11 protein-coding genes, 1 tRNA gene and 3 pseudogenes are annotated in these 14,320 nt (G+C 69.4%); 9 read left to right on the top strand and 6 right to left on the bottom strand.

Annotated elements, in window-relative coordinates:
• Nucleotides 1-243, bottom strand: a pseudogene (locus VXC91_RS35025) (transposase); the annotation flags it as partial.
• An 80-nt stretch (nucleotides 244-323) separates the two neighbouring features.
• Entirely contained in the window at nucleotides 324-599 is a 276-nt protein-coding gene (locus VXC91_RS35020; protein WP_329511391.1) for a YciI family protein, read from the bottom strand.
• On the opposite strand from VXC91_RS35020, the gene VXC91_RS35015 reads away from it, so the two are divergent.
• Complete coding sequence (locus VXC91_RS35015; RefSeq protein WP_329511390.1) at nucleotides 582-1,253, top strand: DUF6928 family protein; 672 nt, start codon at nucleotides 582-584, stop codon at nucleotides 1,251-1,253. The two genes, VXC91_RS35020 and VXC91_RS35015, sit on opposite strands and share 18 nt — an antisense overlap.
• A gap of 374 nt (nucleotides 1,254-1,627) precedes the next feature.
• On the opposite strand, the gene VXC91_RS35010 is transcribed toward VXC91_RS35015, so the two are convergent.
• Complete coding sequence (locus VXC91_RS35010; protein WP_329511389.1) at nucleotides 1,628-2,512, bottom strand: GNAT family N-acetyltransferase; 885 nt, start codon at nucleotides 2,510-2,512, stop codon at nucleotides 1,628-1,630.
• 1,125 nt (nucleotides 2,513-3,637) lie between these two features.
• Here VXC91_RS35010 and VXC91_RS35005 point away from each other — a divergent pair.
• Both VXC91_RS35005 and VXC91_RS35000 read left to right on the top strand, forming a co-directional pair.
• Nucleotides 3,638-3,955 (top strand): hypothetical protein, encoded by a 318-nt coding sequence (locus tag VXC91_RS35005; RefSeq protein ID WP_329511388.1) that lies wholly within the window; start codon nucleotides 3,638-3,640, stop codon nucleotides 3,953-3,955.
• A 440-nt stretch (nucleotides 3,956-4,395) separates the two neighbouring features.
• Nucleotides 4,396-5,433 carry a tyrosine-type recombinase/integrase gene (locus tag VXC91_RS35000; RefSeq protein WP_329511387.1) on the top strand — a complete coding sequence of 346 codons (1,038 nt, stop codon included), beginning with the start codon at nucleotides 4,396-4,398 and terminating at the stop codon, nucleotides 5,431-5,433.
• A gap of 173 nt (nucleotides 5,434-5,606) precedes the next feature.
• Here the strand turns inward: VXC91_RS35000 and VXC91_RS34995 are convergent.
• Nucleotides 5,607-5,682: transfer RNA gene (locus VXC91_RS34995), tRNA-Arg, on the bottom strand.
• A gap of 306 nt (nucleotides 5,683-5,988) precedes the next feature.
• Between VXC91_RS34995 and VXC91_RS34990 the strand changes: the two genes are divergently transcribed.
• From VXC91_RS34990 to VXC91_RS34965, 6 genes and pseudogenes are all read left to right on the top strand, one after another.
• Nucleotides 5,989-7,596 carry a dynamin family protein gene (locus VXC91_RS34990; RefSeq protein WP_329511386.1) on the top strand — a complete coding sequence of 536 codons (1,608 nt, stop codon included), beginning with the start codon at nucleotides 5,989-5,991 and terminating at the stop codon, nucleotides 7,594-7,596.
• Nucleotides 7,597-7,601: 5 nt separating this feature from the next.
• Complete coding sequence (locus VXC91_RS34985; protein ID WP_408057553.1) at nucleotides 7,602-9,653, top strand: GTP-binding protein; 2,052 nt, start codon at nucleotides 7,602-7,604, stop codon at nucleotides 9,651-9,653.
• Nucleotides 9,654-9,937: 284 nt separating this feature from the next.
• Entirely contained in the window at nucleotides 9,938-10,426 is a 489-nt protein-coding gene (locus VXC91_RS34980) for a single-stranded DNA-binding protein (protein WP_329511385.1), read from the top strand.
• Nucleotides 10,427-10,701: 275 nt separating this feature from the next.
• Entirely contained in the window at nucleotides 10,702-12,111 is a 1,410-nt protein-coding gene (locus VXC91_RS34975) for a Cys-Gln thioester bond-forming surface protein (RefSeq protein ID WP_408057552.1), read from the top strand.
• 138 nt (nucleotides 12,112-12,249) lie between these two features.
• Nucleotides 12,250-12,402: pseudogene (locus VXC91_RS34970) on the top strand (SDR family oxidoreductase); the annotation flags it as partial.
• Nucleotides 12,403-12,469: 67 nt separating this feature from the next.
• Nucleotides 12,470-13,399, top strand: a complete 930-nt coding sequence (locus VXC91_RS34965; RefSeq protein ID WP_329511383.1) for a DUF2510 domain-containing protein — start codon at nucleotides 12,470-12,472, stop codon at nucleotides 13,397-13,399.
• Nucleotides 13,400-13,418: 19 nt separating this feature from the next.
• Here the strand turns inward: VXC91_RS34965 and VXC91_RS34960 are convergent.
• Both VXC91_RS34960 and VXC91_RS34955 read right to left on the bottom strand, forming a co-directional pair.
• Nucleotides 13,419-13,553 (bottom strand): annotated as a pseudogene (locus tag VXC91_RS34960) (amino acid deaminase/aldolase); the annotation flags it as partial.
• A gap of 201 nt (nucleotides 13,554-13,754) precedes the next feature.
• Nucleotides 13,755-14,087: a hypothetical protein gene (locus tag VXC91_RS34955; RefSeq protein ID WP_329511382.1), complete on the bottom strand. Its 333-nt coding sequence runs from the start codon at nucleotides 14,085-14,087 to the stop codon at nucleotides 13,755-13,757.
• Nucleotides 14,088-14,320: the final 233 nt, after the last annotated feature.

Genomic DNA, 14,320 nt, shown 5'->3' with positions numbered 1-14,320 from the left:
GCCGGCGGCGGAGGCGAGGTGGCCGGCGTCGGGGTAGGCGGCCAGGTCGCCTGCAGCGACAAGGAATTCGGCGCCGAGGATCGGGCCCATGCCGGGCAGGGATTCGATGACGGCGGCCTGCGGATGGGTGCGGAACCGGTCGCGGATCTGCCGGTCTGTCCGTTTGAGCCGTTCGTCGAGGTCCAGGACCTGGGTGGCGATATCTGCGGTGATGGTGGCCGCTGTGTCCTGGCCGGGCAGGACGGGAGGAATAGTCAAGACTGTGGAATGGCGTGTCATGCGGTGTGGACGTGACTTCCTGACTCGTGGCCGGGGGCGTTCGATCAGACGGTCGGGTCGGGCAGGAACTCGCGGACCTTTTGAGCGCAGCGGCAGGCGACGGCGATCTTGGCAGCCCACTCCAGCGCCTTCTCGCGTGAGGGCACGTCGACGACCGCGAATCCGCCGAGGTACTCCTTGCCCTCCGGGTACGGGCCGTCGGTGACCGTCCCGTCGGTAGCCACCACGCTCGCCTCCTCGTGGTCCTTCAGCCCACCGCCGAACACCCACACGCCGGCGTCCTTGGCCTCCTTAACCACCGCGTGCGCGGCCTCGGCCACGTCGGGCAGATCGGCTGGGAGATCGAAGAGTGCGAGGGCTCCGATCTCTACGACGGCGTCTACCCTCCGAAGGGGACGGCGTACGCGGCCAGCTGGCCGGGCGTGGATGTCATCGGCGATCAGAGGGTGATGATCGATGCTCCCTCCCAGCTTCCGGAACACCTCGTTGCGGCAAGCGCCGGCCGACGGCTCGTCCTGCACGCGATGCACAGCGTCGTCGACTGGCTGGCGTTCGCCGTGTGGGAGGACGGGGGCTTGGTCCGCTCGCTGAGCCTGTCCCCTGACAGCGGCATCATCGAGAACATCGGCGAACCGCTCCCCTTTGAGCTGCCCTACTGGGCCGGGGACCGCCCGGCCGACATCGTCCCCTGGCCCGGCGAGGAGGAAGAGCCCTACGCCCTGCCCTTTCATCCCCTGGACCTGGGCGAAGACGCGTTGCGTGCGCTCTGTGGCTTCATCCAGGAGGGCCGTCCGGAGCCCGATGACGTAGGCGCGGAAACCATCGAGCTGTACGGATTCCACGTGTGGGACCCACAGGGGCCTGATTCTGCGGAACAGGAAGCGGAGCTACGGCGTGTGGTCGCAGCAATGCCGTCGCCGCGCGTCTACACGCTGGGGCCTGATGGGGCCCTGGTCGAGCGCGACAGCCTGTAGCAGGCGAGCCCGTCGTCTCCGAACAACTCGGGGCTGGCCCAAAGGTGTTTGCGCTCGTCTGCCGCTGTGGGGCGGCGTTGTCACAGAGTTGAACACTGACTCGAGCAGCGACTCGGCGCTTAGAAGAGAGTTGCACGCTTCCACTCAACTAGGACTCTCACCTGCGTGTTTGTGATGGCCGCATGCCGAGAACACTGGACTTTGCCGCGCATTCACCGGAGGGGAGCATTCCGGTGACACCTTCGGGCCCTCGTTGAGCCCGGCCGGGGGGGAGCCCCTCTCGGGCAGGTTGGCCGCCGTGCTGGCGCGCGGCCGGCGGGGAGCCGGGCCGTGCGCGCGGTGGGTCAGGAACCTGTTGTGGGCCTGAGGTGATGTCAGCCCTTCGTGGTGCCGTCCCCGAACTCGTATGTCGCGAAGTCCGTCACCGGCCGGTAACCGAGCCGCTGGTAGAGGCCGTTGCTCGTGGGGTTGGCGAGGTCGGTGAAGAGCAGGACCTCCTTGGCACCCGAGTCGAGCGCGTTCCGGCTGACAGCGGCGGTGGCGCCCCCTGCGTAGCCGCGGCCGCGCAGCGGGGCGGGAGTGTAGACGGTGGTGACGCGGACCTGCCCTGCGACCTCGGGCGGGGCGCTCGCCATGGAGACAGGGGTGCCGTCGGGGGTCTCCCACAGCACGACCCCGCCCTGGGCGAGCCGGCTCTCGGCCCAGTGCTCCGGGTCGTGCCGGGCTGCCTCGCCTATGTCCGTGCAGAACTGGTCGTACCACCGTGCGATCAGTTTGCGGTCGTCCGTCCCGGCGGCGCGGGCGCACCCGGGCGGCGCGGGCTCAGGCGGGGTGAGGGCGCCGAGACGGTGGAGGCGCTGGCTCATCGCGAGCCGAGCGGTGGCCCCGGTGCGTCGTTCCCAGGCGGCCGCGAACTCGGCGGTCGCCTCCGTCGGACCGAAGATCGACGGGACCGCCCTGCCGTCCTTGACGAGCCGTACCGCCAGCGCGTCAGCTGCCCCGTCGGGGAGAGCGGTGAGCTGGAGCTGGAACGGGGGCGTGCGCATGACGGTGGCGTGCACGGTGCCGTCACCGCCCACGAGCAGACCGAAGTAGGGCGCGTCCTCGCCGCACCCGGTGGTCCCGTTCGTACGCACCATCTCGGTGACCGTCAGCTGAACGGTGTGCAGCGCGGGCTCGGACCAGAGGAACGCCTCAGCTTGGTCGAGGAACTCCTCCACGTCCTGCGTGAAGTGCCAGTCGTATGCGTCTGAGGCCATACACCACGATCTCGCGAACACGGCGCTGCCGCACACGATTTACACGGCCCCGCAGCTTTGGCCCCGGCGTCCGCGTCCCTCCGCCATCGTCCAGGAGCGTCTGCGTCGTGTGGCTCCCTCACTGGCTCCCCTACCCTCCGGACTGGGTGAGGCCGATCAGGCGCTGGCGGGCGAGGGAGCTCGCGACTCTCCGTCGTTCCCCATGGGTCCCGCTACGTCCCGCCGGGACGGGCACGAAACGGGCACGGGCCTCTTCGTCCCGAAGGAACTTGTGCGGGTGGCCGACCATGGGCCGGTGGGCCTCTCACCTGATGCGAGTGGCCACAGCCGTCCGCGCTTGTCCGCCGCCGTGCGTCGGCATTGTGACGAAGTCAGACACTCACTCGGGAGGCGACCCGGCGCTTAGGCTAAGATGACGAAAAATAAATAACATTCCCCGGGAGGGAGTTTTATAGTGACAATGGATGGCCTACTTACGGTGGCGTCCGCCCTGGTTCTTTTCACGGCGATTCCACTGGCTCTTCGCGGTCACTGGACCGGCAAGAGGCGCAGGAAGTCGATACAGAACATGCAATTCCTCCCCGTTTCACACGGGACAAAAAGGGGCATCCGTCGCACCATCCTAGTCAATGCGCTAGCCATGACTTTTGCCCTCATCGGTGGATTCACAGTCCTGAGCCTTGAGGCTGTAGGGAAACCTCTTCCTGGATCACTGGGGGTGATAATTGTACTTTCCTCGCTCATCCTTATGTTCTTCAATTCCGCCGTTCTCATGCCGGTCATCGTGCTGTTCAATCGACCGCGTTTCCTCGTGGCCCCACCGTACCGGCACGAGCGAGGGGCAGTGGCCCTGAGGCGACGTCGCCGGGAGATTGCCCAACTGCGCGGCGTGCGGGATGACTTCTGGGCCTTTCTCTCATTTTCTGTTCGCCGCTCCTGAGGTTGAACGGCCGGTATCGGAGCTTGCGCCAGCGGGGGTCTGTCGTTCCAGCGTCGGGACAAGCGTGCTGTTGGGCAGGACGTGGAGGCGGTGGGGACCTCCCCCGAGCCCGGGACAGCCGGACACGGTCCCCGCCCGTCCCGCGCTCTTCCGCACCGGCCGCCCCGGAGGAGATGATCACGGACATGAGCGGACCACACCGTGACGACCGACTCCCCCAGCTGTGGGAGGAGCACATGCGTGCGCTGTTTCCCGCAGGCTTCCGCGGTGTGGACATCGAAGACGTGGACCTGATCCTGCTCGATGCGAATGTCGCCGGCCTCGTCCAAAGGGAGCTCAGCGGCGGGCTCGACGGTGAGGGCGTCGCGATCCTCTGGGCATGCATCACGGGCCTTGACGAGATTCTGCCCCTGATCGGCGACGAGTACTGCACGTCCTACTACGCGAGACTACGGATGATGGCCGGTCTCACAGCAGCGCGATATATGCCCAGCGCGATCTGACCAGCGGTTTCCGGCTCACTCGTCGTGATCGGCGAGAGGTCTTGAAAACCGTCGCGGCGCGAGTCACCGTGGGTTCAAATCCCACACCCACCGCGCAGGTTGAAGGCCCCTGACCAGCAATATCGGTCGGGCCTTCGTCGTGGTCGGTCCCTGCTGGCGACAGTGATTCCCCGTGGGTTCCCGCTCGATCGGGCACGGATGGGGCACGAAGCTCTCACTACCCACTGATCAATCTGGGGCGAGCCTCTGGACGTCCGTATCGAAGGATGCGCGGTAGGACTTCACGCATGCGTGCCAAGTCCTCTGCTGGGGCACGAAGCAGCGCCTCGACGACAGGGTCAGTCAGTCCGAGGTCGTCCAGCGACTCGGGATCCAAGGTCACCCGCAGCACGTCGTTGTCCAGCTGTACTTCGCGTACGCAGCCGTAGGCAGTGCCCTGGTTGCCGACCCCGTTCCGTCCCGTCGATGTACGCACCGCACTACGGGAGTTCGCGTTCAACGCGCGGCGCCGGGAAGATGCTCCACCCGAGGTGGCCACGATCCTGAAGTGGGTAGAGCGCAATACCCTGACCATGGCCGCATGGGAGGACCCTGCCAAGGTCGACGAGGTACTTCAGGCCGTCGGCACGAAGTTGGACGGCATGCGGGCCGCGGCAACTTCCATCAAGCGCAACCGAAGGATCCTGAACGTGGCCATGGAGTACGCCGTCAAGCACCGGATCCTGCGAGCGAACCCCCTGCCGAAGGGGAGAGGCGCGGCGCCCAAGACATCATCCGCGGTCGACAAGAGGTCTCTCCTCAACCCGGAGCAGGCGGCGCGCCTGCTGGGGTGGGTGCGCCGACGCCATCGCGGCGGCAAGCGGCTGCACGCATTCTTCGCCACCATGTACTACGCCGGGCCGCGCCCCGAGGAGGTCGTGGCGACGGACGTCGCGGACGTCCGTCTACCTGACGAGGACGCCGAAGACCAGTGGTGCGAGCTGTTGTTCCACACGGCTCAGCCGGAAGTCGGGAAGAACTGGACGGATGACGGTGAGATCCACGAAGAGCGCGGGCTGAAGGGACGCGCTTCGGACGACACCCGCGTCGTGCCGGGACACCCGTCGCTGACGCGGATCCTGCGCGAGCACATCAAGGTAGAGAGCCTGAAGCCGGGCGACCGGCTGTTCCAGGGCCAGTACGGCGGCATCCTCGCCGGCTCGGTCATCCGCCGGGCATGGCGGAGCGCTCGCGCGGAAGTGCTCACCTCGGAGGAGTTCGCGTCACCGCTCGGCAAGCGGGTGTACGACCTGCGGCACACCTGCCTGACCCACTGGCTCAACGACGGCATCCCGCCGGCGCAGGTGGCCGAGTGGGCAGGCAACAGCGTCCCCGTCCTGCTGGCCATCTACGCCCGGTGCATCTCCGGGCAGCTCGGGGACCTCAAACAACGGATCCTGGCGCACGGGGACCTCCCCGAGCTGTCTGAGACCGGCTGACAGCGCCCGGAGAACTTCCCCGCGTATTCACCGCAGCCACCCGCAGAAACCCGGTGACAGCCGGACAGCGCCGGACCCTCCCCGCGATCACCGGGGAGGGCCCGGCGCTCTTCTGCGTGGGGCCACACCAGGCCTGACCAGCAAAAAGGCCCTCCCAGCGGGAGGGCTCTCAGTGGCGCCCCCGGCAGGACTCGAACCTGCGGCCAAGCGCTTAGAAGGCGCCTGCTCTATCCACTGAGCTACGGGGGCCGGTGTGGTGGCCTGTCGTGGTGCCCGGGTGCGGGCCGTTCCGTGACCTTGCCGGGGACAAGGATAAGGCTCTCCGCGCCTTGCCCCTGGTGCTTCACCTCCGTGGCTCGATGTGGAGGTTCAGTGAAGCGGTCCGATAATCGCAGGCAGGTGCGAATCGTGCATCGCTTTTGACGCCTGGCGCCTCGGCTGTTGTGCACTCGTTATGCCTGCGCCCCAGTCGCGCCTTCCGTCCCTTGTGTTCTGTCGGCACGCAGGAACGCACATATGCTTCATAAACCCAACAAAAGCGGGCATTCTTCGCATGTGGTGACCTTGGACGTACGGCCTCAGCTGCTCGACGCACTCTCCGCTCTGCGCGAGCGTGTCGCCGCCGCACGCTTCCCGCTGCCCCTGGTGGGGGCTCCACGCGCGCGTGCCAACCGCGACGAGCTCCTCGCACAGCTCGACGACTATTTGGTGCCCCGGCTGAGAGAACCTGAAGCGCCGTTGCTGGCCGTCGTCGGGGGATCAACCGGAGCCGGCAAGTCGACGCTCGTCAACTCCCTCGTGGGGCGCAAGGTCAGCGAGGCGGGCGTACTGCGGCCCACGACCCGCACCCCGGTCCTCGTCTGCCATCCCGAGGACCACCACTGGTTCAGCGGCATGCGCGTACTGCCCGACCTCACCCGCGTATGGGTCCCGCACCAGGAGCCCGGCGACGATCTGGAGGGCGTCGTCGGGCGTGAGGAGCGGCTGCTGCGCATCGAGACCGCCGACACGCTTCCACGCGGGCTCGCCCTTCTCGACGCGCCCGACATCGACTCCCTGGTCGCCGAGAACCGGATTCTCGCCGCCGAGCTGATCACCGCCGCCGACATCTGGGTCCTGGTCACCACCGCCGCCCGGTACGCCGACGCCGTGCCGTGGCATCTGCTGCGGACCGCCAAGGAGCACCGGGCGACGTTCATCACCGTGCTCGACCGGGTGCCCCACCAGGTCGTGTCCGAGGTGTCGCGGCAGTACGGGGCCCTGCTCACCAAGGCAGGGCTCGGCTCAGTGCCCCGTTTCACCGTGCCCGAGCTGCCCGAGTCCGCTTGTGGCGGCGGGCTCCTTCCGGCCACAGCCGTCGCGCTCCTGCGGGCCTGGCTCACCCACCAAGCGCAGGATCCCGCAGCCCGGGAGGCGGCCGTGGCGCGTACGGCGCACGGCGTCCTGGACTCGCTGAGGTCCCGGCTGCCCGAGCTGGCCGGTGCTACCGCCGCCCAGTACGCCGCCGCCCTGAGGCTTACCGCGGCCGTCGATGCGGCGTACGACGGCGAGTACGCGCGCGTACGGAGTCGTCTGGAGTCCGGGGCCGTGCTCGCCGGCGACGCACTGAAGCGGTGGCGCAGCTACCCACTGGACTGCACCGCAGGTGAACTGCTGGGCGCCCTCGTCGAGAGTCTGGGTTCCCTGCTGCTGTGCGCCGTCACGGCGGCCGACGAGCGCGTCGACGAGGCCTGGCGGCGTGAACCGGCCTCCGCAGCCACCGAACTGACGCATCGTGATCCGACGCTGGAGAACGCCGAACATCGCATCGGGATGACCGTTCGACGCTGGCGGCGCGTTCTCGAGGAGTATGCCGAGGAATCGGTGCGCGACATGGACAAGAGCGTCGCTCCGGAAGCCGAGGTGGTGTCCGCTCTCGTCGCCACCGTCCTCCTCGGCGGGCGCCGGGCGGGAGCGGCGGGCGAGGAGCTCGCCGAACGGATCGGTGCCCAGGGTGCCCTGCGGCTGCGCGACCGCGGTGCACGACTGCTGTCCGAGTATCTCGACCGGGCCCTGCGCACGGAGCGTGAGCGTCGCATCGCCCCCCTGGACGCCCTCGGCGTCCACGCCGAGCCCCAGGCCGAGCTCATCGCCGCGCTGTCCGTACTGCAGAAGGAGAGGTGACCAGGGTGGCTGCCGTCACTGACCGAACGGATCACGTCGAGCATCCCGAGGACGAGCCCTCGGCGAGCCAGGGAGGCGGTCCGGCCCTCCGTGAGCCAGGGCATGAGGGTGGACACGCGCGCGTGGAGCACGGTTCCGGCCGGGGCGGAAGGAACGGGCGAGCGCACGCGGAGGAGGACGCTGCGGATGTGGACGCGCGGGACGGTTCCCGACCGGCCCGGTCGGGGGACCGGGCCACGCATGCGGACAAGGCGGAGAGCGCCCGGCACGCGCGCGTGGAGGACTCCGCCCGCCACGCGCGCGTGAAAGACGACGATCCGGCGGACCGCAGCGAGTCGGTGAGTGAGTGGGACGACGGACTGATCGCCCGGCGCACGTCCGAGACGGCCGCGTCCCCGCAGGAGATCACGATCGTGGAGCCCCGCTCCCCGAGCGTGCTACAGCCCGCGCCGCTCGCGTACGAGGGACCCCTGCGGTCACGGTTGGACGCGTTGCGCGAGCTCGTGGGACTGTCCCGTACCCGGCTGGACAGCCACACGCTCGCCGAGGCGGGCCGGGTCCTGGACGAGGCGGCCGCGCGGCGCAGGCTCTCCGGGGAGCACACCGTGGTCGCCATCGCGGGCGCAACCGGCAGCGGCAAGTCGACGCTCTTCAACGCACTGGCCGGCGTGGCCCTTTCGGAGACAGGTGTGCGACGGCCGACCACGGGAGCACCCATCGTGTGCAGTTGGAGCGACGGCGCGGCGCTGCTCATCGACCGGCTCGGCATCCCGGGGCGGCTACGGCGTCGTCCCCTGCAGACGCCGGACGGCGACTCGCAACTGCAGGGGCTCGTCCTGGTCGACCTGCCCGACCACGACTCCGCGGTGGTGAAGCACCGGGAGCAGGTCGACCGCATCCTGGCGCTCGTGGACGCGGTGATCTGGGTCGTCGATCCCGAGAAGTACGCCGATGCCGTCCTCCACGAGCGCTATCTGCGGCCCCTGGCCGGGCACGCCGAGGTCATGTTCGTGGTCCTGAACCAGGTGGACCGGCTGCCGGGGGAGGCTGCCGAGCAGGTGCTCGACGATCTGCGGCGGCTGCTCGACGGGGATGGGATCGCCCTCGGCGAGTACGGCGAGCCGGGCGCGACCGTGCTGGCCGTGTCCGCCCTCACCGGGGAGGGCGTGGCCGAACTGCACGAGGCGCTCGGTCAGTTCGTGGCCGAACGTGGTGCGGCCGCACGCCGCATCTCCGCCGATGTGGGCGCGGCCGCGGTCCGGCTGCGGCCCGTCTATGCGACCGGTGGTCGCGGCGGGCTCAGCGAGGAGGCGCGTGCGCAGTTCACCGGACGGCTCGCGGAGGCGGTGGGCGCCACCGCCGCGGGCGAGGCCGCCGAGCGGGTGTGGCTGCGCCATGCCAACCGTGCCTGCGGAACGCTCTGGTTGCGGCTGTGGCGGTGGCACCAGGACCGACGCAGACCCTCCACGGGGCGGCTGCCGGCGAAAGCACCCGCGGACGAGGAGGCCACCGCGCGGCAGCGGGTGGAGCAGGCCGTTCGGACGGTGGCGGACCGGGCCGCGTCCGGCCTGCCCGCGCCCTGGGCCCAAGCGGTACGTGAGGCCGCGGTACGCGGCGCGCAGGGGCTGCCGGAGGCGCTGGACGAGCTGGCCGTGGGTTCCGCCGTGCCGCAGGGGCGGCCGCCCCGGCCCGGCTGGTGGCCCGCCGCCGTTCTCGCCCAGGCCACGATGACGCTCTTCCAGGTCCTGGGCGCGCTGTGGCTGTTGGGGCAGGTCGTCGGGTTCATGCCGTCGAACCTCGGACTGCCTGCGCTGCTGCTGTCGGCCGGGGTCGTCGGAGGCCCGGTCATCGAGTGGTGCTGCAGGTTGGCAGCGCGCGGTCCGGCGCGGCGCCATGGGCTGGAGGCGGAACGACGGCTGAGAGAGGCGGCGGCCGGGTGCGGGCGGGCCCGGGTACTGGATCCGCTGGCGGCGGAACTGCTCCGGTACGGAGAGGTGCGGGAGGAGTACGCGAAGGTCACGGGAGTGGAGTCAGGGGCGGGGGCGCGAGTGGGATGAGCCATTCCCGGGCGAGATGAGCGTCGCCGCGGAGAAAGGGCGGACGGGGGCGTGGAGGCACTCATTCGGGTTGCGGAGTTGTCCACAACCGGGCGGTGACCCACAGCGCTCAGCGGGCTCGGGCCGTCGGAGGCAGTCTGATCTCGCGGCGATCGCGGCGTAGGCGGTCGGCGCAAGAGCGGCGACACATGACATGACGTGACGTCGTGGCAGATGCAGACGTACGGGACGGCCCCGTACGCGTTCCGTCCCGGCCGCGAGCCGGGGTGAGGGAGGGGTTCCGCATGAACGAGACGATGGTGTGCGTGGTGGGCAACGTCGCGACGCAGCCGGTGTACAGGGAGTCGCCGACGGGTCCCACGGCACGCTTCCGGCTGGCCGTGACGGCGCGCTATCTGGACCGTGAGAAGAATGTGTGGACGGATGGGCACACCAACTTCTTCACGGTCTGGGCGCGGCGGTCGCTGGCCACGAATGTCGCGGCATCCGTGGCCGTGGGCGATCCGCTGGTCGTCCAGGGGCGCCTGAAGGTGCGGACCGAGCAGCGGGAGGGCCAGGGCTGGCTGTCGGCGGACCTCGACGCGGCGGCTATCGGCCACGATCTGTCGCGTGGCACGTCGGCCTTCCGGCGGTCCACCAGGCCCGAGGCGCAGACGGGCGCGCCGGCGCAGCCGGAGCCCAGTTGGGAGACGGAGGCGGTCGGTCGGCCCGTGGAGGCGGAGCGGGCCGAGTCCACGGGCCAACTGCAGCTGGATACAGCCGGGGTGACGTGACGTCGGGTCCGGTTCGATCGCCCGCCATCCCAACTGCCGTTTATCGACGCGTACTTCAGTCAACACCCGAACGATCCCCGTGTATTTCAGCGATGAGGGCAGCTCACAGGCTGTGTATGCGATAACGATTCCGAGTCGGATCGGTTATCTGACGATATGGCTGGGGAGAGGGGTGTGCCGCGCTCCCTAGGATGCCGGGCATAGCTCCTGTGGCTCCTGGTTCTGCTGGCGGGACCGCCCCCCATGTCAACGGGTCCTGCTCGAAGGGGAATTCTGTGTTTTCATCGTTGTCTGCGTCGTCCGCGCTCAGGCGAGGGGCCGCCCGCCTCGCCGCCGCGACGCTGGTGTCCGGACTTGTCGCGGCGGGCCTGATGGCCACCGCAGGTGTGGCGGCCGCCACCCCGACGCCGCAGAACGAGGGCGGGGCTACCGCGACCATGGGTGGCCTCAAGACGTACGGTGCCGCCGTCGTCCATGACGGTGGCACCGACGAGCAGGTGTCCGCCGGTCTGTTCGAGATGTCTGTCGATGACGGCGGCACCCTGCAGACGTACTGCATCGACATCCACAACCCGGCTCAGAAAGACGCCAAGTACCAGGAGACGCCCTGGAGTGGCACGTCGCTGAGCGGCAACAAGAACGCCGGAAAGATCCGCTGGATCCTGAGTCACTCCTACCCGCAGGTGAACGATCTCGCGGCGCTGGCGGCCGAGGCCGGCGCCAAGGGCCTTACCGAGCAGGACGCAGCGGCAGGTACCCAGGTGGCGATATGGCGGTACTCCGACGAGGCCGACGTGGACGCGGTCGACCCCCAGGCGGAGAAGCTCGCGGACTATCTGCAGAAGCACGCCCGGGACCTTCCGGAGCCCGCGGCGTCCCTGACGCTCGACCCGCCCGCCGTCTCGGGCCACCCCGGCGAGCGACTCGGCCCTGTCACGGTGCGCACGAACGCCGACGGCGTCACGATGATCCCTCCGGCGGACGCCGCGACGTCCGGCGTCAAGATCGTCGACAAGAACGGCACGGAGATCACGTCCGCTGCCGACGGTGAGCGCATCTACTTCGAGGTACCGAAGAAGGCACTGGACGGTTCGGCCGGGGTGACCGTGCAGGCGTCGACCACCGTGCCGGTCGGCCGGGCCTTCGCCTCCGAGACCCGCAGCCAGACGCAGATACTCGCCGGCTCCAGCGAGTCGACCGTCTCGGCGGCTGCGACGGCGAACTGGGCCGGCACCGGCGCGATACCCGCACTGTGGGCCGAGAAGAACTGCGCCAAGGGGGGTGTGGACATCACCGCGGTGAACAAGGGAGACGAGGCGTTCACCTTCACGCTGATGGGCCTCTCCCACACCATCCCGGCGGGCAGGACACAGATCGTGACGATCCCGTTGCAGGAGGACCAGGCGTACGACTTCACGATCAAGGGGTCGGACGGCTACGAGAAGTGGTTCAAGGGTGTCCTCGACTGCAGGACCGAGAGCAGCACGGGAGGCCTGAGGGCCCAGACGGTCAGCGGGCCCAGTCCGGCGACCGTGGGCGGCACGGCGGCCACGGACACCAACCTCGCCGAGACGGGCACTTCGAACGTGACGCCGTTCATCGCCGGCACGGCCATCGCCCTGGTCGTGATCGGCGGCGCGACGCTCCTCCTGCTCCGCAACAAGCAGCAGCCGACGCGCGACTGAGCGGCACGGGGCCCGGGCCTGGGCATGGGATCCGGACCTCCTGACCGTCGTCCACATCCTGTGGACGACGGTCGCGGGACTCCGCCCGGTCGATGCCCGTGTTGATCCCCGGCGCCTCGAAGGACCGGCCAGAAGTGTCGGAGGGTGTGCATCCCGGTCGGCCGGTTCGCGGAGGCCGAGGAGATCGCGGCGGCGGTCGCGTTCCTCGCCGGCGACGACTCCTCCTTCGTGAACGGCACCGACTTCCTGGTGGACGGCGGGATCTCGGGCGCGTACGTGACACCGCTGTGAGGCGGGCGGGACGGTCAACCTCGGTGGCCGCGCCGTCAGCGCGTGAGGGTAGGGTGCCGCCGTGGACATGGCGACCTCTGGGTGGTACCCGGACCCGTGGCATGAGGGCGGCGGCCCGGCCGGGTATCGGTGGTGGGACGGTACGGCCTGGACCGAGCATGTGCAGGCGCCGCAGCCGCCGCAGCCGCCCGGCGGGGGCAAGCGGCGCCGCGGCTTGGTCGTGGGCCTCATAGCCGGAGCCCTCGTGCTGGTCGCCGGGGGTGTCACGGCGGCGGTGGTGCAGACTGGCGGCGACGGCGGCGGCAAGGCACCGTCGGCCCACGGATCTGCCTCCCCTGACCGGCACGCGCCGAGCCCGTCGGCGTCGCACCGCGCCCAGCCGAGCCCTTCCGGATCCGCGGGCGAGGACCGCCACAGTGGCGGGAGCCGACCCCCGGGGCGGCGCCCGGCCGTCACCGGACACGTCGACGACACGGTCAACGGCCTTCGCGTCCCCGTGCTGCGCGGCTGGCGGGGCACTTCCACCAAGACCGGCGCGGGCCTCGGGTACGGCACCGTGTACCACTGCCCGGCGGTGCCCGCCGACTACTGCCTGCCCGGCGGGGCGTACACGCGGGTCATCGCCCATCCTGGCGACCTGACCCTCAAGGAGCTGGCACAGGCCGAGATCGGTGAGGTCGCGCAGAGCACGTACGGTACCAACACGAGCGGCGTGAAGGACTACGGCGGCATCACCGGACATCGCCGGACCGCCGAGGGGGCTGTGACGGTCGCGGGCCGGAAGGGGTACTTCATCCGCTGGAAGGTCAGCACGGGCAAGGGGGCCCGCGCCGTCGTGGAAGCGGTGGTGTTTCTCTCGCCGCGGGTCCAGGGCCGCTATCTGCTGCTCGGCTTCGGCTTCGACGACAACAGCAAAGGCCCGTCCGTGACGGACATGCAGTGGATCACTGATGGCATCGAGCGCCTCGACGGCGGCGGCAGCGGCATCAGCGCCTGACCGTGGCGCCGCCCGGCCGTCACAGGAACGTCCGGCCCTCGCCGCGGTGCGTCGGCACGGTCGCCGTGACCTCGTCGTCCTCGATCAGGTGCAGCGTGTCGAACCGTTCGCGCAGCTCGCCCGCCTTGGCATGCCGGAACCACACCTTGTTGCCGTTGCAATACAGCAGCGAAATACATCAACACCAGCAAGCGGCAACGCCTACGCCGGCCCTCATGGGCCTACCGGCAGCCTGTATGACCTTCAATGACCGATCTCTGTAGAGCCACGGATCAGAAGGTCACCGTCACCAGGAGACGGCTCGGCTCTCATCCCGGGCCGTCCGTGGGGCAACGAGAGTTTCAGTGCGCGGAGTTCAGCGCAGAAACCGCCGCTCGTCCACCCGGCGTGCCGGCACACCCAGGAACACGTCGGGCACCGCGAAGCCATAAAGGATGTTGAACGTCTCCAGCCGATAGGACCAGGCCCCGCCACAACTGCCGACGAGCCGGTAGTTGATCTGCCATTGCAGCCACTGGCCAGGAGCCAGACGAACGGCAGGCGGGCGCCGATCGCGTCGCGGCATGGCAAACATGCTCACCTCTGGTGGGTCCACGCGCAGCAGCCCATCGACCTCGCGAAGGATCGTCCCGGGTGCCGACAGATCCCGCACTTGCATACGAGGCTCGAAGGAATCGGACTCCCGCATGGCGACCTCGTGGAGGGCAGAACTCAAGCCCGGAGGCAGCGAGAAGGCCGTTGCGGCGGCGTTTCTGCGAGCAGCTTCAGGGCCGCCCGCGCGACTTCTTCGTCCACGACGTGTGTACCCGCTGAACGACAGCATCCATGGGACCAATCATCAACGGCTGCCCACAGCGGCGCGTCCTCGAAGGGCTTGCCGCGCCCTACACGACCACCAGCCGATAGCTCGTTACCGGGACA

It is taken from the genome of Streptomyces chiangmaiensis, from assembly GCF_036281785.1.
Classification (GTDB): domain Bacteria; phylum Actinomycetota; class Actinomycetes; order Streptomycetales; family Streptomycetaceae; genus Streptomyces; species Streptomyces chiangmaiensis.
This window is presented reverse-complemented; position numbering and strand designations above follow the sequence as displayed.